Source organism: Actinoallomurus sp. NPDC052274 (assembly GCF_040679475.1).
Classification (GTDB): domain Bacteria; phylum Actinomycetota; class Actinomycetes; order Streptosporangiales; family Streptosporangiaceae; genus Actinoallomurus; species Actinoallomurus liliacearum.
In genome coordinates, this window is record NZ_JBFAUT010000012.1 from 45,065 (window position 1) to 64,086 (window position 19,022).

Sequence of the window (19,022 nt, forward strand, 5' to 3'; positions counted from 1 at the left end):
GACCGATCACCCGACCCGCGCGGGCTGGGAATCGTCGGCCCGGATCTCCGCGAGGGCGCGGGTGAAGTCACGGGAGGACAGCCACAGCTTGTACATGATCGCGAACTCGAACACGAGCAGCAGCGCCGCCGCGCCGATGGTGACGGGGATGACCTGGTTCACCAGCGGAGCGATGATGAACACGGCCATCTGGAACTCGATGCCGCTCACCAGGTGCGTACGGACGCGGTGGTCGCGCAGCCAGTCACGGACCCGGATGTACCACGCGAAGCGGGAGCGGAACTCCTGCTGCAGGTCGATCACCTCGACGGTGCGGGTCTTGATCTCGTCCGGGTCCAGGTCGGGGTCCTCACGCAGCAGGTCCTCGGCGAAGACGGGCGTCTGGGTGGCGGCCGACTCGGCGATGGCCTTGGTCAGCTCGCCGCGCATCTGCCGCCGGACCTTCGCCACCTGCAGGGCGTCGACGTAGCGGAGCATGTCGAGGAAGACGACCGCGACGCCCAGGAGGAGGTAGATCTCCTTGTCGGTGGCGCGGTACTGCCCCCACATCAGCGCGAGGGTGCAGGTGAGGACGCGGATGCGGTCGAAGACGTAGTCGAGCCAGCCGCCGAGCACGGTGCCGGTTCCCTTGAGCCGGGCGATCTTGCCGTCCATGCAGTCCAGGACGAAGCTCAGGTGGTAGAGCACGGCGCCCAGCACCAGCCACTTCCAGTCCGCCATGAGGAAGCAGCCGGCCGAGCCGAGGCCGAGGAAGAGCGCGCCCCAGGTGATCTGGTTCGGCGTGATGGAGGTCCTGTTCGCGGTTCCGACGACGAGTCGGCCGGCCAGGGGGTCCACGAGGAACACCGTCCACCAGGCGTCCCGAGCCTTGAAGGTCTGGGACTTCACCTCTTCGAGCGTGAACTTCATACGGTTTGGCCCCTTGGTCATATGAGGGTTGGCCCGGAACTCACCGAGCCCGGGGGATGTTGGTTGGTACTCCGTGAGACGCCCCGGCGGATTGCGTGGTTTACCACTTGTTTACGTGGATTTTGGATTTCGGTCGCTCCGAGGATGAGTACGGTGCCGACCGCACCAGGGTCGACCTGAGAGGGGTCGCCTCCGACCTGGTGGGTAACGTGCGGTGCGAGAGGCTCTGGGAGGCGATCGGCATGGAGAACCGGCTTTACATCGGCGGCACGTGGACGGCGGCGAAGGGGACCTTCGACGTCATCGATCCGTCGACCGGCGAGGTGTTCGCCTCGGTCGCGGACGCCGACGCGGACGCCGCCGTGCGCGCGCTCGACGCCGCGGCGGCCGCTCAGGCGTCCTGGGCCGCGACCGCCCCGCGCGAGCGCTCGGAGATCCTGCGCCGGGCGCATGAGCTGATGCACGAGCGTGCCGAGGAGCTGGCCCGGCTCACCACCCGGGAGATGGGACGGCCGATGGCCGAGTCGCTGGGGGAGGTCGCCTACGCCGCCGAGTTCCTGCGCTGGTTCGCCGAGGAGGCCGTCCGCGTCGGCGGCGAGTACCGGGTCGCGCCGGGCGGCGACTACCGGATCCTGACCACCAGGCAGCCGGTCGGCCCGGCCTATCTGGTCACGCCGTGGAACTTCCCGCTGTCGATGGTCACGCGGAAGGTCGGCCCGGCGATCGCCGCGGGCTGCGCGATGATCATCAAGCCGGCCGAGGCCACGCCCCTGTCCGCGCTGGCTCTGGGCCGGCTGCTCACCGACGCCGGTGTGCCGGAGGGCGTTCTCAGCGTGCTGCCGACGAACCGCGCCCCCGCGGTGACGAACGCCCTGATCGCGGACGGGCGGCTGCGGCTGCTCTCGTTCACCGGTTCGACGCCCGTCGGCAAGAAGCTCATGGAGCAGGCCGCGGGCAAGGTGCTGAGGACGACGATGGAACTGGGCGGGAACGCCCCCTTCCTCGTCTTCGACGACGCGGACCTGGACGCCGCGCTGAACGGCGCGGTGGTGGCCAAGATGCGCAACACCGGAGAGTCGTGCGTCGCGGCGAACCGGTTCATCGTTCACGAGGCCGTCGCCGAGGAGTTCGCGGCGGGTCTCGCGGAGCGGCTCGGCGCCCTGCGGCTCGGTCCCGGACTCGACCCGGAGACGGAGGTCGGCCCGCTGATCGACGAGCGGGCGCGCGACCGCGTCGCCGGTCTGGTGGCCGACGCCCTCGAACGCGGCGCGACCCTTCGCACGGGCGGCAAGGTGCCGGACGGCCCGGGGTGGTTCTACCCGCCGACCGTGCTCGGCGACGTGCCGGTGGACGCCCGGGTGATGCGCGAGGAGATCTTCGCTCCGGTCGCGCCGATCGCCGCCTTCCCGGACGAGGAGTCCATGATCGCGGCGGCCAACGACACCGAGGCGGGCCTGGTCGCCTACGCCTACACCCGCGACCTGAAGCGTGCGCTGCGGGTCGGGGAGGCGCTCGAGACCGGGATGGTCGGGCTCAACCGCGGGCTCGTCTCCAACCCGGCGGCGCCGTTCGGCGGGGTGAAGGAGTCCGGGATCGGCCGCGAGGGCGGCTTCGAGGGCATCGACGACTACGTCGAGCTGAAGTACCTCGCCGTCGACATGTGACGACGACGCGTACGGCCCCGGGAACGCGTTCCCGGGGCCGTACGTCCGGTCACTGCTTCGGCGCCTTGGAGACGTACTCGGTCGTGTAGGTCTTGGACAGGTCGACGGTGTCCTGCCTGCCCTTCACGTTCGGCGAGAACTGGGCGAGCACGTTCAGGACGTTCTTCGCCCCGTCGGCGGGCATGACGCCGTCCGCGGTGAACATGCCGATGGTGTCGGTGACCGCCTGCTCGTACAGCTTGGGGTCCCCGCCGGCGTAGTCCGCCGGCATCTTCGCGGCGATCTCCGCCGGCTTGTGCGCCTTGATCCAGCCGAGCGTCTTGACGAACGCGTTGGCCAGCTTCTGCACGGTCGCCGCGTTGTTCTTGACGTAGTCGCAGTTCATGTAGAGGGAGCTGGACGGGTACAGGCCGCCGAGCGCCGCCTTGGTGCCCGCCTCCGTCCGCATGTCGAGCATGACCTTCCCCTTGCCGGTGCTGACGAGCTTGGCGACCGTCGGGTCGGTGGTCATGCCCGCGTCGATGCCGCCGTTGTTCAGCGTGGCGATGAACGTCTGGCCGGCGCCCGCCTTGACGGTCGTGTACCCGGAGGTCGGCACGCCGTTCTTGGTCGCCAGGTACTGTGTCAGGAAGTCGGTGGAGGAGCCGGGGCTGGTGACGCCGAGCTTCTTGCCCTTGAAGTCGGCCGGGGACTTGATCTGGCCGGCCTTCCCGGCCGCCACGACCTCCACCTCGCCCGGCACGTCGGCGAACTGGACGACGCTCTCGATGCACTTGCCCTTGGTCTGCAGGTCGATCGTGTGGTCGTAGAACCCGACGACGCCCTGGACGTCGCCCGAGATGAGGACGTTCTCGGCCTGCGCGCCCGCCGGCTCGGTCAGCAACTGCACGTCGAGGCCCTGCTCCTTGAAGTAGCCGAGCTGCTCGGTCAGCTTGGCCGGCAGGTAGATGACCTTGTCGATGCCGCCGACCATGATCTTGACAGTGCCGCCCTGCTTGCCCCCGCCGCTCCCGCCGGACGAGGTGCGCGAGTCGCGGCAGGCGGCGAGGGACAGGGCGGTCGTGGCGGCGAGCGCCGCCGCGGCGATACGGGTGGTGGTGCGCATTTGAGCTCTCCTTGGGTACGCGTCCATCCGCGACGGTGCGGACGGCGGACGGGGGAGGGTGAGGTTCCGGGGGAGGGGGTCAGATCCGCGCCTCGTTGCCGGCGACGGGCGGGCGCCACCGCAGCAGCCGGCGTTCGAGGAGGGTCAGGAGCCACTCGGCGAGCAGCGCGATCACCGTGATGACGATCATCCCGGCGTAGATGCCGGCCGAGTCGAAGGTGCCCTGGGCGTGGTTGATCAGCAGGCCGAGACCCTTGTCCGCGCCGCTGTACTCGCCGACGATCGCGCCGATGATGGCGAACCCGAACGCCGAGTGCAGGGACGCGAGGATCCAGGAGGTGGCGCTGGGCACGACGATCGTGCGCAGCACGGCGGTACGGCCCGCGCCGAGGATCCGCGCGTTGTTCACCAGGTTGCGGTCGACCTCGCGGGCGCCCTGGAAGGCGTTGAAGAACACCGCGAAGAACACCAGGATGAACGCGGTCGCGATCTTCGACGACATGCCCAGGCCGAACCAGATGACGAACAGCGACGCCAGGATGATGCGGGGGATCGCGTTGGCGGCCTTGATGAACGGCGCGCACACGTCGGACAGGAACCGGCTGCGGCCCAGGATGATGCCCAGCACCACGCCGCCGACGCTGCCCAGCACGAACCCGATCAGGGCCTCTTCCAGCGTGTAGGCGATCTGTGTCCAGATCGACCCCTGCGACGTGCCGTTCGTGAACCAGTCGACGAGCCGGTGCCAGATCGCACTGGGCTTGGAATAGTAGAAGGGGTCGATCCAGTACGTCGCCGCCAGCTCCCACGAGCCCAGCACGGCGACGACCAGCAGGACCCGGACGGCGTTCACGGAGAACGCCCGGCGGCGGCCCGCGGCACGGGCCTGGGCGACCGCGGTCGCGTGGTCGTCCAGCTCAAGCAGCATTGCCGGTACCCCTCTCCCGGGTGATCTGGACCTCTTCGCGCAGCGACTCCCACACCTCGCGGTAGATCTCGAGGAACTCGGGGGTGAGCCGGATCTCCTCGGCGTCGCGCGGCCGCTTCAGCGGCACGTCGAACGACGCCTTGACGGTGGCGGGGCTCGCGGTCATCACCACGACCCGGTCGCCGAGCACGACGGCCTCTTCCAGGTCGTGCGTGACGAAGACGACGGCCGCGCCGCCGCCCTTTCCGAGAGGGTCGTCGCCGGCCCACAGACGGAGCAGCTCGTCCTGCATCAGCCCGCGGGTCTGCACGTCCAGGGCGGAGAACGGCTCGTCCATGAGCAGGATGGACGGCTCGTTGACGAGCGTCTGGGCCAGGGCGACGCGCTTGCGCATGCCGCCCGAGAGCTGGTGCGGGTAGTACGACTCGAAGCCGCCGAGACCCACCCGGCGGACCCAGTCGCGAGCCTGCTCGCGCGCCTGCCGTTTGGCGGCGCCGCGGTACCGGGGACCGGCGGCGACGTTGTCGAGCACCGTGCGCCAGGGCAGCACGGCGTCGGTCTGGAACATGTACCCGACCCCGTCGGGGATGCCCTCGACCGGCCGCCCGTGCACGAGGACCTCGCCGGCCGACGGAGGCTCCAGGCCGGAGACGAGGGACAGGGTGGTCGACTTGCCGCATCCGGTGGGGCCGACCACGGCGACGAACTCGCCGGCGCGCACCGTCAGGTCGAGGTCGCGGACGGCGGTGTGCACTCCACCCGACGAGGAGCGGAAGCGCTTGGTCGCGTCGCGGAGCTCGATCGCGGGGCCGTCAGGCTCTGCTTGCGTTGGCATGCCGGGAGGTTACGAGTGCGTTTCCGGGCCGTTAAGCCTTGCTCTCGATGTAATCGCAAGTCGTGTTTCCGGCAATTAGCGATCTTTGCAGCGTTTATCGCATTGTGCTCACCCGATTCGGCGGAAGTGGGCCTGCTTTGGGCTACGGTGCACGTTGATGTCCTCCCGTATCCGGATCCGCTTCGCGCACCAAGTCCTGATCCTGCAGATCAGCGTCGTGGTGCTCGTCGCCCTGACCGGGTACGCCCTGGCCGCGTGGATGCAGCGCGACGAGCTGCGCAACCAGTACGCCTGGCGGGCCCTCACCGTGGCCCGTTCGGTCGCGGCCGATCCGGTGATCGGCGACGCGGTGGCGACCGGCGGCGACCCGAACGGCGTCGTGCAGAGCCGGGCCGAGCGGGTCCGGCGGGCCACCGGCGCGCTGTTCGTCGTCGTCACCGACCGGAACGGCATCCGCCTCTCCCATCCGAACCGCGCGCTCATCGGCAAACGGGTCAGCACCGACCCCTCGGCCCCGCTGTCCGGCCGGGAGGTGAGGGTGATCGAGCGCGGCACCCTCGGCCTGTCCGCACGCGGGAAGGTCCCGCTGTACGACCAGCGGGGCGACCTCGTCGGCGAGGTGAGCGTGGGCATCGACGCGGGGGAGATCGACCGGCGGGTGCACCGCACGATGGCCGTCGCCGCCCTGTTCGCCGCGGCCGCCGTCGCGCTGGGCGTCGTCGCCTCGTTCGCGATCGGGCGGCGGCTCAAACGCCAGACCCTGGGTCTCGAGCCGTACGAGCTGGCCGAGCTGGTGCAGGAACGCGCGGCGGTCCTGCACGGCATCAATGAGGGGGTGCTCGCGGTGGACGCGGCCAACCGGGTCACCGCCTGCAACGCCGAGGCGGCGAGGCTGCTGGGCGTCACCCCGGCCCGCGGCGAGCCGGTCACCGAACTGCCCGTACGCGGCCGGCTGAGGTCGGTGCTCGACGGCAAGGAGGAGGCGCACAACCTGTTCGTCGTCGCCGGAGAGCGCGTCCTGGTCGTCAACCGGCGAGAGGTCCGGCACGACGGGCGCCTGCTCGGCACGGTGATCACATTGCGGGACCGTACGGACGTCGAGTCCCTCGCCCGGGAACTCGACGCGGTGCGCGCGCTGTTCGACGCGCTGCGCGCGCAGCGGCACGAGTACGCCAACCGCATGCACACGCTTTCCGGACTCCTCCGGCTCGGGCACTACGAGGAGGCGGCCGGCTATATCCAGGCCCTCGCCGAGGTGCCGGAGGCCCGCGAGGCGCCGCCGGACAACCTTCCCGACCCCTACCTCCGGGCGTTCCTCGCCGCCAAGGCGGCCGTCGCGACGGAGAAGGGCGTCGCCCTGGAGATCGCCGAGACGAGCTGGGTGCCCGGCCGGGTCGTCGACCCACTGGACGTGACCACCGTGCTCGGCAACCTCGTCGAGAACGCCATCGAGGCTGCGCGGCTCGGCACGTGCCGCCCGGCACGGGTGGAGGTCGAACTGCTCGGCGACGGCACCGACCTCCACGTCACCGTCGCGGACTCCGGCGAGGGCGTACGGGAGGAGCTCAGAGAGGCCGTCTTCCGCGAGGGCGTGTCCACCCGCCGATCCGAGGACGGCCGGCCGCGCGGGCTCGGCCTCGCCCTCGCCCGGCAGGCGGCCCGCGCGCGGGGCGGCGACGTTGGCATCGCCGACCCGGATCCCGGCGGTCAGGGCGCCGTCTTCGTGGCGAGCCTCCCGGAGGTGTTGCAGTGATCGAGGTGCTGGTCGTCGACGACGACTTCCGGGTGGCGCAGATCCACGCCGGGTTCGTCGAACTGGTCCCCGGCTTCCGCGTCGCCGGGCGGGCGCACACCGCCGCCGACGCCCGCGCCGGCGCGGCAGGGGTCGACCTGGTGCTCCTCGACGTCTACCTGCCGGACGAGTCGGGGCTGTCCCTGCTGCCGGAGCTCGAGGCCGACGTCATCATGGCCACCGCGGCGACCGACCCGCACTCCGCGCGGACGGCTTTCTCCCGCGGCGCGCTGCACTACCTCATCAAACCGTTCACCGCGGAGGAGCTGGGACAGCGGCTGCAGGCCTACGCCCGCTACCGGGAACACCTGGCGGCGGCCGGTGAACTCGGCCAGGCCGACGTGGACCGCGCCGTCCGCGCCCTGCACACGGTGCCGCGCGCCGAGGGCCGGGCGGTCAAGGGCCAGTCGTCGGTCACCGCCCGCCTCGTCGCCGAGGCGCTGCGGCGTGCCGGCGTGCCGCGGTCGGCCGCCGAGATCTCCGACGAGGTGGGCATCTCCCGCGCCACCGCGCAGCGCTACCTGGCATCGCTCGCCCAGTCCGGACGGGTCCGGGTCACGCTGCGGTACGGCAGCACCGGCCGTCCCGAACACCAGTACACCTGGCGAGCCCGCTGACTTTCGGCGCGGGCCGTACCCGCGCGAAGACCGCACTCGGGTGGGACGCCCTCTCAGCGATTGCGTGACACCGAAAAGTGCCTCGCGGCCGGATACAAGGCGGGCTTCCGGAAATGCCGTTTATTCTGCGAGAGGCGAAGGCGGTATTGCTCGATCATTAACCCGGCATATGTCCCGGTGGACAGTGAGACGGGTATCCATATATCGTCCGCCGCATTGCGGTGTGAAAGTCAGATACCCGACAGGATGAAGGTGTCGAAATTGACGTACTGCAGCAAAAAGCGACCGGCTGAAGCAGCCATCAGACTGCGCCCGCTGGCTCTGGCCGCCGTCATGACGTTCAGCGGTCTCGCGGTCGCCGTGGCCGCGGCGGCGCCGGCGGAGGCGGCGCGCGGGGCACAGGTGAACAACCGGGGATTGACCGCTGCCGCCACCTACTGCGAGGGCATGCCTCGCGAATACGCGAGCGACTGCACGGAGAGCGTCGACCGGTTCCTTCCGCCCGACAGCCAGTCCGCCGACGATGACAAAGCCGGGCCGGATGACGTGAACGTGGATAACCACCCGCACGTCATTCGGGACCGGGACGTCCGCGAGTCCAGGGACGAGTCGAGGAGCCCACGGCGCCGCCACGGTCGGCGGGCCGGCGCGGGCGAGGCCCACCAGGGACGGCAGGCCGGTCACCGTCCGCGAGGGACCGAGGGCGCGCAATCCGCGCAGGGCTCGCGCCGGGGTGAGGGTGACCAGCTCGCGCAGGAACCGCGCCGGGGTGAGGGCGCGCGACAGGGCGAGGGCGAGCAGCTCGCGCAGGAACCGCGCCGGGGTGAGGGCGCGCGACAGGGCGAGAGCGACCAACTCGGCCAGAACCCGTACCGGGGCGAGGCCGCGCAGCGCGGTGAGGGCGACCAACTCGCCCAGAGCCCGCACCGCGGCGAGGGCACGCGAAACGTCCGCAACAAGCCGCAGAAATCGCAGCGTCCCGTGATCCGCATGAGCATCACTCGGCGTTAACGCGGTGCGCGGCGTCCGGTCTCGCCGCCTCAGGCGTAACCGACGACCGCTGCGGTGGCGACATCACCGGCGGGTGCCGGCGTCCGGCGCGGCACCCGCCGCGTTCCCGTGGGTCACCCTGGCCGCCTCGGCCGTCCGGGGGGTTCGACGGCCGGTCAGAGCCGCTCCACGTGGTCCGAGACCGGCAGCACGCCGCGGGTGTCCAGCAGCAGGCGGGCCCGGGCGGCGACCAGGTCGAGGTCGAAGGCGCGATGGGGCTGGAGCAGGATGGCGAGGTCGGCCGCCTCCAGCGCCGTCTCGAGGTCGTGCCACCGTACGACCTCGACGCCCTCGACCGTCCAGTCGTCGACCAGCGGATCGACGTAGTGGACCTTCGCCCCGGAGACGTGCAGCCGCCGGGCGAGCGGCCGGGCCGGTGACTCCCGGTCGTCGGCGACGTCGGGCTTGTAGGTGACGCCGAGCAGCACGATCGTCGCCCCGTTGACGCAGTGGTGGTAACGGTGCAGCAGCCGAGCGGCGCGTTCGGCGACGTACGCGGGCATTCGATCGTTGATCTGCTGCGCGAGCTCGGCGAACTGGAACTGGTATCCGAGCCGCCGCACCCGGTGCGACAGGTAGCTCGGGTCGATCGGGATGCAGTGCCCGCCGACGCCGGGGCCCGGCCGGAACGCCTCGTAGCCGAACGGTTTCGTGGCCGCCGCCGAGATCGTCTCCCAGACGTCGACGCCGAGTTCGTCGCAGAACATCGCGATCTCGTTGACCAGGCCGATGTTGACCTGGCGGTAGGTGTTCTCCAGCAGCTTGGCCATCTCGGCCTCGCGGGTGCTGCGGACGGGCACGACCTGCTCGACGAACTTGCCGTAGAACGACACGGCACGGTCGAGGCAGGCGGGCGTCAGCCCGCCGACGACCTTCGGGGTGTTGCGCAGGCCGAAGACCGGGTTGCCCGGGTCGATGCGCTCCGGTGAGTAGGCGAGGTGGAAGTCGATGCCCGCGCTCAGCCCGCTCTTCTCCAGCAGCGGCCGGACGACCTCCTCCGTCGTCCCCGGCCAGGTGGTCGACTCCAGGACGACCAGGGCGCCGGGCCGCAGCCGCCCGGCCACCATCTCGGCCGCGCCGGTGACGGCGCCGAGATCGGGACGCCGGTCGCCGTCGAGCGGCGTGGGCACACAGATGATCACCGTGTTCGCCCCGGCCAGCACCCGCGGATCGGTCGTCGCGTGGAATCCCCGGGCGAGCAGGCCCGCGACCTCCTCGTCGGAGACGTCGTCGACGTGGGAGACGCCCGCGTTCAGGCCGTCGACGCGACGCCGGTCGACGTCCACTCCGACCACGCGCATTCCACCGCGCGACACCTCGCGGACGATCGGCATCCCCACGTAGCCGAGTCCGATCACGGCGAGGTCCCATTCGACCGCTCGATCGTCTCGTGGCTGGTCCATCGCACCTCACCGCGGTCGTCGCCCATGGTCAACGTTCGAATGCTAAGCGTGATGATCGGTCGGGCCGGTGATCGACACGCTCCCCGCCCTCGTGGGGGCCGACCGGTCCCACCGGTCGCCGTCCAGCGATGCGCCCCCTCGTCGGGAGCATGATGGGACCATGTCAACGCGCGATCTCGTCGTTCTCGGCACGGCCAGCGCCGTGCCGACCCGGGCCCGGAACCACAACGGCTACCTGCTGCGCTGGGACGGACACGGCATCCTCTTCGACCCGGGGGAGGGCACCCAGCGGCAGATGCTGCACGCCGGCGTGAGCGCGAACGACATCACCTGCCTGTGCCTCACCCACTTCCACGGCGACCACTGCCTCGGCGTTCCCGGCGTCGTCCAGCGCATCGCCCGGGACGGCGTCGCTCACCGCGTTCGCGCGGTCTTCCCCGCGAGCGGCGCGGAGTACTGGCGACGACTCCGGCACGCGGCGGTCTTCGCCGACACCGAGGTCATCGACGAGGAGCCGATCGCCGGCGGTGAGGTCCGGATCGACCTGCCCGGGGCGCCGTTCACGCTCACCGCGCGTCGCCTGTCGCACGGCGTCGAGTCGTACGGCTACCGGATCGAGGAGCCGGACGGCGTCACCATGCTGCCGGAGCGGCTGGCCGCCCACGGCGTGACCGGACCGCTCGTCGGGACCCTGCAGCGCGAGGGGTCGGTGACGGCGCCGAGCGGCCGTACGGTCACGATCGAGGAGTGCGCCGTCCCGCGTCCCGGGCAGAAGGCGGCGTTCGTGATGGACACCCGTGTCTGCGACGCGATCGCACCGCTCGCCGCGGGCGCCGACCTCCTGGTGATCGAGTCCACGTTCCTCGACGCGGACGCCCGCCTGGCGGACGAGTACGGGCACCTGACCGCGGCGCAGGCGGGCGCGATCGCGGCCGCGGCGGGGGTCCGCCGTCTCGTCCTGACGCACTTCTCCGAGCGGTATCCCGCGGCGGAGCAGCCGAGGTTCGCCGAGCAGGCGGCCGCCGCGTTCGACGGCGACATCGTCGTCGCGCGCGACCTCGACCGGGTGCCCGTGCCGCCCCGCCGCCGGCTCGCACCGGTGTCCGCCGCGGGGACCGGCTCCGACTGATCGTCGTACCGCTCCACGCGTACGGTCCGCCGCGCCGCCGGGCCGCGCCGCTCTGGAGGTGGACCGCTCCCGCCGATCGCCGCGCGTCCCGAGGACGCGTTCATCGACCCGGCACGTCAGCGGGCCGCGGGGTTCTGGAGGTGGGCCGGCCGGTCGCGGAACCACGCGACCGTCCGCTCGAGTCCCGTCTCCAGCGGTACCGCCTCGATGCCGGGGAAGAGGCGGCGCAGCCGGCCGTCGGCGGCCTGTGAGTCGCGGACGTCTCCCGGGCGCGACGGAACGTGCGTCACCTCCACCGGCCGTCCCAGCACGGCGGACAGCCGCCGTGTCAGTTCGAGGATCGACACGCGCGTGCCGAACGCCAGGTTGACCGGCCGCGCGCTGGTCACCCCGCGAAGGACCGCGTCGGCGAGCACCGCCACGACGGTGCCGACATAGGTGAAGTCACGGGTCTGCAGCCCGTCGCCGTGCACGGTCAGCGCCTCGCCGCGTAATGCGCCGTCGATGAAGGCCGGGACCACGGCCGCGTACGCGTGGTCCGCGGGCTGCAGGGGGCCGTACACGTTGAAGAAGCGGAGAGCCAGGACCGGAAGGCCGAAGCTGGCGCGGTACGCCAGGACGTACGCCTCGGCGGCGAGCTTGCTCGCTCCGTAGGGGCTGAGCGGACGCGTGGGCAGGTCCTCGTGCTTGGGCAGGTCCGGTACTCCGCCGTAGACCGAGGAGGACGAGGCGGCGACGACGTGGACGGAGCGTCGGCGGCACGCCTCGAGCAGCAGGAGCGTGCCGGTGGCGTTGGCGGCGTGACTCGCCACCGGAGCCGCCAGCGAACGCGGGATCGACGGGCGCGCGGCGAGGTGCACGACCGCGTCCGCGTCGGCCAGGACGTCCGAGACGAGCCCCTGGTCAAGGATGCTGCCCTCGACGAGGTCCGCGCCGGAGCCCTCCAGGTTGTCCACCCGGCCGGTGCTGAGGTCGTCGAGGGCGACGACCCCGTCGATGCCCGGCCGGGCCATGAGCTCCCGGCACAGATTGGCGCCGATGAAGCCGGCGCCGCCGGTGACCACGACCTTCACCGGGCGGCCTCCTCTGTCCGCGCCGGTGGCCGGCCCCACGCCTCGGCGATCGACGCGTAGATCTCGGCGATGTCCGACACCAGCCGCTCCGGGCCGAACCGCGTCGTCGTCCACGCCCGCGCCTCGTCGCCCATCTTGCGGCGCAGCGGCTCGTCCTCGAGCAGCCGCACGATGTTCCGGGCGAGCTCATGCGTGTCGCATCGGGCGAGCAGCCCGGTCTCCCCGTCCCGCACCACCTCCGCGACGCTGCCCACCTGCGTCGCGACGCAGGGCAGCCCGGCCATCCCGGCCTCGATGAGCGAGACCGGCATGCCCTCGTTGTCGGACGTGAGGATCACCAGGTCGGCCGCCGCGTAGACGGTCTCGACGTCGGCGCGCCAGCCCAGCATGGTGCACATGCCGCCGAAGGTCCGGGCGGCGGCCTCCGTCGCCGGCATGGCGTCACCACCGCCGGCGATGACGAAGCGCACCTCGGGGTGGGAACGGCGCACCTGGCGTGCCACCGCCACCATCCGGTCCGGCCGTTTGATCCTCGTCAGCCGGCCGACGTACGCCACGACCGGGCCGTCGTCGGGGATTCCCAGCTCGAGCCGGGCCTCGGCGCGGTCGGGGAGCGGGCCGAGCGAGGTGCCCGGCGGCACCACGGCATACCGCTCGGGACCGCCGATCCCGGCGGCGATGAGCTCGTCGCGGACGCGGGCGCCGACCGCGACGAGCCGGTCCGTCCTGGCGGCCGCGGCACGCTCGGCCGTCACCACGAGCCGGGTCTTGGCGGGCGAGAAATAACCGTGCAGCAGGTGGCCGTGGTAGGTGTGCACGCGCGCGGGCACGCGCGTCAGCACGGCGGCGGCCCGGCCCAGCAGGCCGGCCTTGGCGGTATGGGTGTGCACGATGTGCGGCCGGAACCGGCGCATCTCGGCGACCAGCGCCGCGATGGCGCGGGCGTCGTCGCCCGGCCGTACCGTACGTCCGAGGGCCGGTATCCGGTTCGGGGTGATGCCGACGCCGCGAAGGTCGAGATGGTCCGCCTCGCCCGGTTCGACGGTCCCCGCGTAGAGACGCTGGTCGAAGAGCCCGGGGTCGAGGCCGCGCATCAGCTCAACCGCCTGGAGAGCCGGGCCGCCGACGTTCATCCGGGTCATGACCCGCATCACTCTGATCCGATCGTCCGCCACCATGCGCCCCCCGGCACCTAAAGTGATCACTTACGTACATGTCCGTTGCTCGCTTTACGAACGATCCGGCTTCGCTAAAGAAAGCGGAATGGACGCGGGGCGCCGTCCGATGAATCGGACGGCGCGGGATATCGCCCGCGTAACACCGAGAGATCACGCCGGCTCGGACAGGATGTACCGGAGCGGCCGCTCGAGAGCCCGGTCGATCGCCGTGACGCAGGCGCGGTACTCCCCGTCCGAGCGCCCATAGGGGTCGGGGATGTCATCGGCGCCGGTCGCGCCGGGCGGGGTCATGCCGCGCATGCGGGCGGCCTCCCGTACCAGCGACACGGCCCGGGAGACGACGCACGCGCCGCTGAGCCGTCCCACGTCGAGACGATCGACGAGTCGCGCGAACTCCAGGATCGTGAACACGCTGGAATGAGACGCCGGCCGGCACGCGACCACCGCCTCCAGGTGCCGGCGCTCCGCGGCGAGGACCAGGTCGGCCGTTGCCACCACGGCGGCGGTGACGGCCCGGGCGGCGAACTCGGCCGTGTGCCCGCCGAGGGAGCGCAGCAGCACGTCGGCCCGCGGATCCATCGCGGCCCCGTCGCGTCCGAGCGTGCCGGCGCTGCTCACGGTGAGGCGCGGCCCGTCGGACCCTCCGGCCGCGCGGATCCTCAGCCGGGTCAGTTCGGCCGCGATCGGCGACCGGCAGATGTTCGCGGTGCAGACGAACAGCAGGTGGAACCGCTCAGGGGCGGCGGGTGCCGGGCTCGTCACGGCAACCGCACCCGTGCGAACACGGCGCGGTGGTCGCTGCGGGGCAGGGCGTACACGTCGGCCCGCCGGACCGCGCAGCGCGCGTCGACCAGGATGTGGTCCAGCGTGATCGGGGGTACCCACCAGGCCTTCCGGAAGGTCGTGACCAGTCCCTTGCCGGCCCTGTCGGCCGCGTCGGCGTACCCCTCGCCGAGCAGGCCGCGCAGGGGAGCGTGGTCCAGCGTGGCGTTGAAGTCACCGGCCAGGATCCGTACGACGCCGTGCCGAGCGCCGGGGAGCAGCACGAGCGCGCGACGCCACTGCCCTACTCCGGACGGGCTCATCGGCCGGGCCAGATGCACGCCGAACAGCTCCACCCGGCGACCGCCGGGCAGCCTCATCTCCGCGCGCGGCATCGCGAGCCCGATCTCGCTCACCGGGAAGGTCGGCAGCGCGCGCAGCGGATGACGCGCGTACAGAGCCGTCCCCTGGGCGCCCGCCATCGGCATGGCGACCTTGTACGGCAACAGCCTCGTCAGCCCGGCCCGGTCGAGACCGGCGTCGGCCCGGGCGGTGAACTCCTGCACGCTCAGCACGTCCGCGCCGGTCCGGCGCACGAGGCCGACGATCGCGTGTGGATCCGCCAGGCCGAGACGGAGGTTCGCCGTGAGCACCCGCAGGGACGGCCCGTCGGCCGCGGGCCCGGAGTCGCCGACCGCCCGCGGCACCACCGCGATCGCGAAGGCCGCCGCGACCGCGACCGTCACCCCCAGCGCCCGCCAGCGCCGGAGCACCAGGGCGTAGCCGATGAACACGGTCGACAACGCGGCGGCGTACGGCGTGAAGGCCAGCACCGGGACCAGTACCCCGGTGAGGAAGGAGATCCGGTCGCTCCCGGTCAGGCGCGCCAGCGCCCAGACCGCCAGGATGACGACCGTCCACCGCACCAGCACGCGTGTCACCTCGCGCGTGCGCGTCCGCGGCGTCGTGCCGGTCGGGGCCGCCGTCGCCGTTCTCAAGGAATCCCACCTCTTCCGACTCCGGTCGCACCCTCTCCGCGACGCGGTGCTGTCGTTCCGTCGCGGAGAGTAGCAGACACTTGGTCGCCGTCACCCGCATGGCCGCGCGCCGCGGCGCATCGAGCCGGGTCACCGATCCGGACAGCCCGGTTTCGGGCAGTCGGTCACCAGGGCCCTGGCGATCTCGCTGACCTCCGCCGGGTTCAGCGTCACGACCCGGCCGACGCCGGGCACCGATCCGTGGCCGACGGTGGAGATCACGGTGGGCGGGAGGTCGCCCGTCTCGCGCAGGGTGAGCGCCAGGCGAATGAGGTCGTACAGATGGGCGCCCTCGTCGGTCGTGACGGCTCCGGTGCCGTGCGCCATGAGCGAGAGAGCGCGTACCGGGTTGAGGGCCACGCCGGATCCGGCCATCGCGCGGGCCAGCGCCGTGACCAGCCTGCGTTGATGTTCGGCGTGGTCCAGGTCGCCGCGCGCGTGCGCGGCGGTGCGCAGGTACGCGAGCGCCTGGCGCCCGGAGAGCCGGGGGCAGGCCGTCGGCGGGCCGGACGCCCTGGCACTTCTCACGGTGCCGGACGGCGGAGCCCCGGCCGTGGCCGCGCCGGTCGGGCGCGCGCAGATCCGCACGCCGCCGACCAGGCCGACGAGTCTCGCGAGGCCGGTCAGGCCGATCTGCAGGTACCGTTCGACGCCGACATGCGTGACGGACTCGGCCGTCCGTACGAGCAGTTGGGGGCCGCCCCACGCGAACGCGGCCCGGAGAGAGCCGGCGCCGTGCCCGGCCACCACCGGGGCGTAGGCGTCGGGCGGCAGGTCGATCAGCGTGGGCCTCCTGCCGTTGGAGGGCAGGTGGAGCAGCATGATGGTGTCGACCTCACGCCGCCCCGTGCCGATCCCTCGCGTCGCGGCCGCGCGACGCTCGTCGTGGCGGGGCCCGTCGTGCCGGAGCCGATCGGCGTGGGGCTCGTCGTAGAGGACGAGCAGCCAGTCCTGCCCGAGCCCCCACGTGGGCCTGCCGGGGTAGTAGCCCCCGATCGCGTCCACCCGGCGCGGTGCCGTCTCGGCGAAGGCGCAGCAGCCGATCAGTAACACGATGAGGACGTCGAGCACGGCGAACGGCCACCGCCCGCGGCCGTACGGAGACCACCGCGTCCACCGGGGACTCGGCGGTACGTCTCCGCGCGCCCGGGACGCGTCCTGGGATTCGTCTTCCATGGCACCCCCGGATGTCGGCCGTCCGGCCGGTACGTCGACTGCTACGCTCCGTAGTTATATCCGTTCGCACCGTGCGGGACGGCCACGGCCTTCCGGATGTTCCCGCCGCCTCGGACAGGAGGGACCGGCGTGGGGGTGTTCCGCCGCGACCGTGGCGAAGGCTCCCGGGACGGCGCGTCGCCCGGCTCAGCACGCCCGGCGGCCGCGGGCTTCCGAGACCTGTGGCGACCGGCGACGGTCGTGCTGCTGCTCGTGCCCGTGAGCGTGCTCGGCGGGACGTCGGCCGACGGCCGGTTCGCCGCGGTGGCCGGGACCGCCGTGCTCACACCGGTGGTCGCCGCCCTGCTCGCGACGGGCGTCCTGCCGTTCCGGCTGTGCTACCTGTGGATCGCGCTGTTCGCCGGCCTGCTCCTCGTGAGCTTCTTCCGCCCCGCGATGACGACCCGGGTGGCGCCGCCGCCGGTGCGCCCCCGGTTCGCCGACCACCTGCACATCCTCGGCGGAGCGGCCCCGCTCCAGCTCAGTCGTCTCGCGGATCTGGTGGGGCTGCTGTCCGGCCTGGCGCTGTCGAGCCTCCTCATCGCGTCGAGGCCGCACCCTCGGCAGGTCGCCCGCGTCATCGTCCTGTCCGGCGCCGCCGCGGCCGCGTACGTGCTCGTCCGCGGCGAGTTCGTCCACGCGCGCCTCGCGGGGCTCGGCTGCAATCCGAACTATCTCGGCTGCCTGCTCGCGGCTCCGCTGGTCGCCGCCGTGGGGCTGCTGCGGTACGCCCGCAACGTGAGGTGGCTCCTGCCCGCGGCGATCTGCGCCCTCGCGCTGGTCCAGACCCACTCCCGGAGCGCGTTCCTGGCGGCGGCCGTCGGCGTCGCCTGCGTACTCCTCCTCGACCGGTCGTGGCACGCCCATGCCCTCTTCGCCGCCGGGCTCGGCGCGGGGGCGGGCGTGGCGGCGGCGACCGGGATGCTCGGCCGGCTGTCACGGCACGTGGCGAACCTCGGGGCGGTCAACCGGACGGCCACGGATCTCAGCGCCAGCAACGGACAGCGCGCGCAGGTGGCGGAGCTCGCCGCGCGCGTCATCGCGGACCACCCGTTCCGGGGGATCGGGTATTCGATGTTCCCCGCCTACGCGCAGCGGTCTCCCGGGTTCGCCGTCTATCTCGGCACCCACAACGACTACCTGCGGCTGGCGGCCGAGGCGGGCGTGCCCACGCTCCTCGTCTTCCTCGTCCTGTTCGGCCTCGGGATCTGCCACCGGCGCCCCGGCGAACTGGCGGTGCAGCAGGCCGTCATGCTGACCTTCGGGGTGCTGCTCATGTTCGCCAATCCGCTGGCGAACCCCGTCGTCAGCGCGCCGTTCTGGGGAGCGCTCGGGTGCCTGCTGGCGTGGCGGCCTCGCCGGGCCCCCGGTTCGGCGCGGCCCTCGATCGCGTCTCGCCTCCGCGGATCGTCCGGCCATGGGCATGGCCGTCCGCCGGCGCCCGGGTCGATCGCATCGCGGGAAGGGACCGGATCGCATGCTCCGCACTGAAACGGATGGCCGCCGGGCCGACCGGTTCGCGTTCGGCAGGAACTGGCGCTCGTTCGCGGCGCTGGTCGACGACGCGAGGATCGAGGCCGCCGGCGATTCGCTGCTCGGACCGCTGGAACGAACCGACCTCGCAGGCTGTACCTTCCTCGATGTCGGGTGCGGCAGTGGGCTGTTCTCCCTCGCCGCCCACCGGCTCGGGGCCCGCGTCCGCTCGTTCGACTTCGACCCCGACTCCGTCGCGACGGCGGCCGGACTGCGGGACCGGTTCGCGCCGGGGAGCGACTGGCGCATCGAACAGGGGTCGATCCTCGACGCGGGATTCGCCGAGGCGCTCGGCACGTACGAGATCGTCTACGCGTGGGGGGTCCTGCACCACACCGGGGACCTGTGGGGTGCGATGGACGCGACGTCCCGCCTGGTGGCGCCGGGCGGCCTGCTCTACGTCTCCGTGTACAACGACCAGGGGCCGCGCAGCCGGAGGTGGTGGCGGGTCAAGCGCCGCTACAACAGGTCCGGTCCGCTGACGCGTCGCCTGCTCCTGGCCGGCAGCGCCGCCTACCTCGCCCGGCGCCTGCCGCTGCGCCTGCTCGAACGACTCTTCCTCCCGGCCGCCCGCCTACCGGCCGGGCGGGTCCGGGCGCGTGGCATGTCCGCCTGGCATGACCTCCTCGACTGGGTCGGGGGGTTCCCGTTCGAGGTGGCCAGGCCCGAGGAGGTGTTCGACTTCCTGCGGTCCCGCGGTTTCGCGCTGCGCCGCATGACGACCTGCGGAGGCGGTCTCGGGTGCAACGAGTTCGTCTTCGAACGCTCCCACGAGGGCTGAGGCCGCAGCTC

The 19,022-nt window shown here is 72.2% G+C and carries 17 protein-coding genes; 7 read left to right on the plus strand and 10 right to left on the minus strand.

Annotation, left to right across the window (positions count from 1 at the left end):
* Window positions 1-6 precede the first annotated feature (6 nt).
* On the minus strand, window positions 7-909 hold the full coding sequence (locus tag AB0K82_RS13285) for a CDP-alcohol phosphatidyltransferase family protein (protein WP_364396104.1): 903 nt from the start codon (window positions 907-909) through the stop codon (window positions 7-9).
* 242 nt (window positions 910-1,151) lie between these two features.
* Between AB0K82_RS13285 and AB0K82_RS13290 the strand changes: the two genes are divergently transcribed.
* Window positions 1,152-2,573, plus strand: coding sequence for an NAD-dependent succinate-semialdehyde dehydrogenase (locus AB0K82_RS13290; RefSeq protein ID WP_364396106.1), 1,422 nt, complete (start codon window positions 1,152-1,154; stop codon window positions 2,571-2,573).
* Window positions 2,574-2,622: 49 nt separating this feature from the next.
* On the opposite strand, the gene AB0K82_RS13295 is transcribed toward AB0K82_RS13290, so the two are convergent.
* The 3 genes from AB0K82_RS13295 to AB0K82_RS13305 all read right to left on the minus strand — a co-directional run bounded on the left by AB0K82_RS13295 (window position 2,623) and on the right by AB0K82_RS13305 (window position 5,441).
* Window positions 2,623-3,678 carry an ABC transporter substrate-binding protein gene (locus tag AB0K82_RS13295; RefSeq protein ID WP_364396108.1) on the minus strand — a complete coding sequence of 352 codons (1,056 nt, stop codon included), beginning with the start codon at window positions 3,676-3,678 and terminating at the stop codon, window positions 2,623-2,625.
* Window positions 3,679-3,757: 79 nt separating this feature from the next.
* Complete coding sequence (locus AB0K82_RS13300; protein ID WP_364396110.1) at window positions 3,758-4,606, minus strand: ABC transporter permease; 849 nt, start codon at window positions 4,604-4,606, stop codon at window positions 3,758-3,760.
* A complete protein-coding gene (locus AB0K82_RS13305) occupies window positions 4,596-5,441 on the minus strand; it encodes an ABC transporter ATP-binding protein (RefSeq protein WP_364396112.1) in 846 nt (281 codons plus the stop codon). Before AB0K82_RS13305 ends, AB0K82_RS13300 begins: the two co-directional genes overlap by 11 nt.
* Window positions 5,442-5,598: 157 nt before the next feature.
* On the opposite strand from AB0K82_RS13305, the gene AB0K82_RS13310 reads away from it, so the two are divergent.
* The 3 genes from AB0K82_RS13310 to AB0K82_RS13320 all read left to right on the plus strand — a co-directional run bounded on the left by AB0K82_RS13310 (window position 5,599) and on the right by AB0K82_RS13320 (window position 8,861).
* Complete coding sequence (locus AB0K82_RS13310) at window positions 5,599-7,194, plus strand: sensor histidine kinase (protein ID WP_364396114.1); 1,596 nt, start codon at window positions 5,599-5,601, stop codon at window positions 7,192-7,194.
* Window positions 7,191-7,850 carry a response regulator gene (locus AB0K82_RS13315; protein ID WP_364396116.1) on the plus strand — a complete coding sequence of 220 codons (660 nt, stop codon included), beginning with the start codon at window positions 7,191-7,193 and terminating at the stop codon, window positions 7,848-7,850. Before AB0K82_RS13310 ends, AB0K82_RS13315 begins: the two co-directional genes overlap by 4 nt.
* Window positions 7,851-8,102: 252 nt before the next feature.
* On the plus strand, window positions 8,103-8,861 hold the full coding sequence (locus tag AB0K82_RS13320; RefSeq protein WP_364396118.1) for a hypothetical protein: 759 nt from the start codon (window positions 8,103-8,105) through the stop codon (window positions 8,859-8,861).
* Between the two features lie 155 nt (window positions 8,862-9,016).
* On the opposite strand, the gene AB0K82_RS13325 is transcribed toward AB0K82_RS13320, so the two are convergent.
* Window positions 9,017-10,303 carry a nucleotide sugar dehydrogenase gene (locus AB0K82_RS13325; RefSeq protein WP_364396120.1) on the minus strand — a complete coding sequence of 429 codons (1,287 nt, stop codon included), beginning with the start codon at window positions 10,301-10,303 and terminating at the stop codon, window positions 9,017-9,019.
* Between the two features lie 160 nt (window positions 10,304-10,463).
* Between AB0K82_RS13325 and AB0K82_RS13330 the strand changes: the two genes are divergently transcribed.
* Window positions 10,464-11,432, plus strand: a complete 969-nt coding sequence (locus AB0K82_RS13330) for a ribonuclease Z (RefSeq protein ID WP_364396122.1) — start codon at window positions 10,464-10,466, stop codon at window positions 11,430-11,432.
* Between the two features lie 116 nt (window positions 11,433-11,548).
* Here AB0K82_RS13330 and AB0K82_RS13335 read toward each other — a convergent pair whose 3' ends face one another.
* The 5 genes from AB0K82_RS13335 to AB0K82_RS13355 all read right to left on the minus strand — a co-directional run bounded on the left by AB0K82_RS13335 (window position 11,549) and on the right by AB0K82_RS13355 (window position 16,658).
* The gene (locus AB0K82_RS13335) at window positions 11,549-12,505 is read right to left on the minus strand and encodes an NAD-dependent epimerase/dehydratase family protein (protein ID WP_364396124.1); all 957 of its coding nucleotides are present in this window, start codon (window positions 12,503-12,505) and stop codon (window positions 11,549-11,551) included.
* Window positions 12,502-13,683 carry a glycosyltransferase gene (locus AB0K82_RS13340; RefSeq protein ID WP_364396126.1) on the minus strand — a complete coding sequence of 394 codons (1,182 nt, stop codon included), beginning with the start codon at window positions 13,681-13,683 and terminating at the stop codon, window positions 12,502-12,504. Before AB0K82_RS13340 ends, AB0K82_RS13335 begins: the two co-directional genes overlap by 4 nt.
* Window positions 13,684-13,833: 150 nt before the next feature.
* The gene (locus AB0K82_RS13345) at window positions 13,834-14,445 is read right to left on the minus strand and encodes a hypothetical protein (RefSeq protein ID WP_364396128.1); all 612 of its coding nucleotides are present in this window, start codon (window positions 14,443-14,445) and stop codon (window positions 13,834-13,836) included.
* Window positions 14,442-15,443 carry an endonuclease/exonuclease/phosphatase family protein gene (locus AB0K82_RS13350; protein ID WP_364396130.1) on the minus strand — a complete coding sequence of 334 codons (1,002 nt, stop codon included), beginning with the start codon at window positions 15,441-15,443 and terminating at the stop codon, window positions 14,442-14,444. Before AB0K82_RS13350 ends, AB0K82_RS13345 begins: the two co-directional genes overlap by 4 nt.
* A gap of 129 nt (window positions 15,444-15,572) precedes the next feature.
* Entirely contained in the window at window positions 15,573-16,658 is a 1,086-nt protein-coding gene (locus tag AB0K82_RS13355; protein ID WP_364396132.1) for an LCP family protein, read from the minus strand.
* A gap of 129 nt (window positions 16,659-16,787) precedes the next feature.
* Here AB0K82_RS13355 and AB0K82_RS13360 point away from each other — a divergent pair, with 129 nt between their 5' ends.
* Both AB0K82_RS13360 and AB0K82_RS13365 read left to right on the plus strand, forming a co-directional pair.
* Entirely contained in the window at window positions 16,788-18,188 is a 1,401-nt protein-coding gene (locus tag AB0K82_RS13360; protein ID WP_364396134.1) for an O-antigen ligase family protein, read from the plus strand.
* Window positions 18,175-19,011 (plus strand): class I SAM-dependent methyltransferase, encoded by an 837-nt coding sequence (locus AB0K82_RS13365; RefSeq protein ID WP_364396136.1) that lies wholly within the window; start codon window positions 18,175-18,177, stop codon window positions 19,009-19,011. Before AB0K82_RS13360 ends, AB0K82_RS13365 begins: the two co-directional genes overlap by 14 nt.
* Window positions 19,012-19,022: the final 11 nt, after the last annotated feature.

Coding starts and splice junctions, on each gene's coding strand:
- AB0K82_RS13285 (WP_364396104.1), bottom strand. CDS start 909: ATGAAGTTCACGCTCGAAGAGGTGAAGTCCCAGACCTTCAAGGCTCGG.
- AB0K82_RS13290 (WP_364396106.1), top strand. CDS start 1,152: ATGGAGAACCGGCTTTACATCGGCGGCACGTGGACGGCGGCGAAGGGG.
- AB0K82_RS13295 (WP_364396108.1), bottom strand. CDS start 3,678: ATGCGCACCACCACCCGTATCGCCGCGGCGGCGCTCGCCGCCACGACC.
- AB0K82_RS13300 (WP_364396110.1), bottom strand. CDS start 4,606: ATGCTGCTTGAGCTGGACGACCACGCGACCGCGGTCGCCCAGGCCCGT.
- AB0K82_RS13305 (WP_364396112.1), bottom strand. CDS start 5,441: ATGCCAACGCAAGCAGAGCCTGACGGCCCCGCGATCGAGCTCCGCGAC.
- AB0K82_RS13310 (WP_364396114.1), top strand. CDS start 5,599: ATGTCCTCCCGTATCCGGATCCGCTTCGCGCACCAAGTCCTGATCCTG.
- AB0K82_RS13325 (WP_364396120.1), bottom strand. CDS start 10,303: ATGGACCAGCCACGAGACGATCGAGCGGTCGAATGGGACCTCGCCGTG.
- AB0K82_RS13330 (WP_364396122.1), top strand. CDS start 10,464: ATGTCAACGCGCGATCTCGTCGTTCTCGGCACGGCCAGCGCCGTGCCG.
- AB0K82_RS13340 (WP_364396126.1), bottom strand. CDS start 13,683: ATGGTGGCGGACGATCGGATCAGAGTGATGCGGGTCATGACCCGGATG.
- AB0K82_RS13355 (WP_364396132.1), bottom strand. CDS start 16,658: ATGGAAGACGAATCCCAGGACGCGTCCCGGGCGCGCGGAGACGTACCG.
- AB0K82_RS13365 (WP_364396136.1), top strand. CDS start 18,175: ATGCTCCGCACTGAAACGGATGGCCGCCGGGCCGACCGGTTCGCGTTC.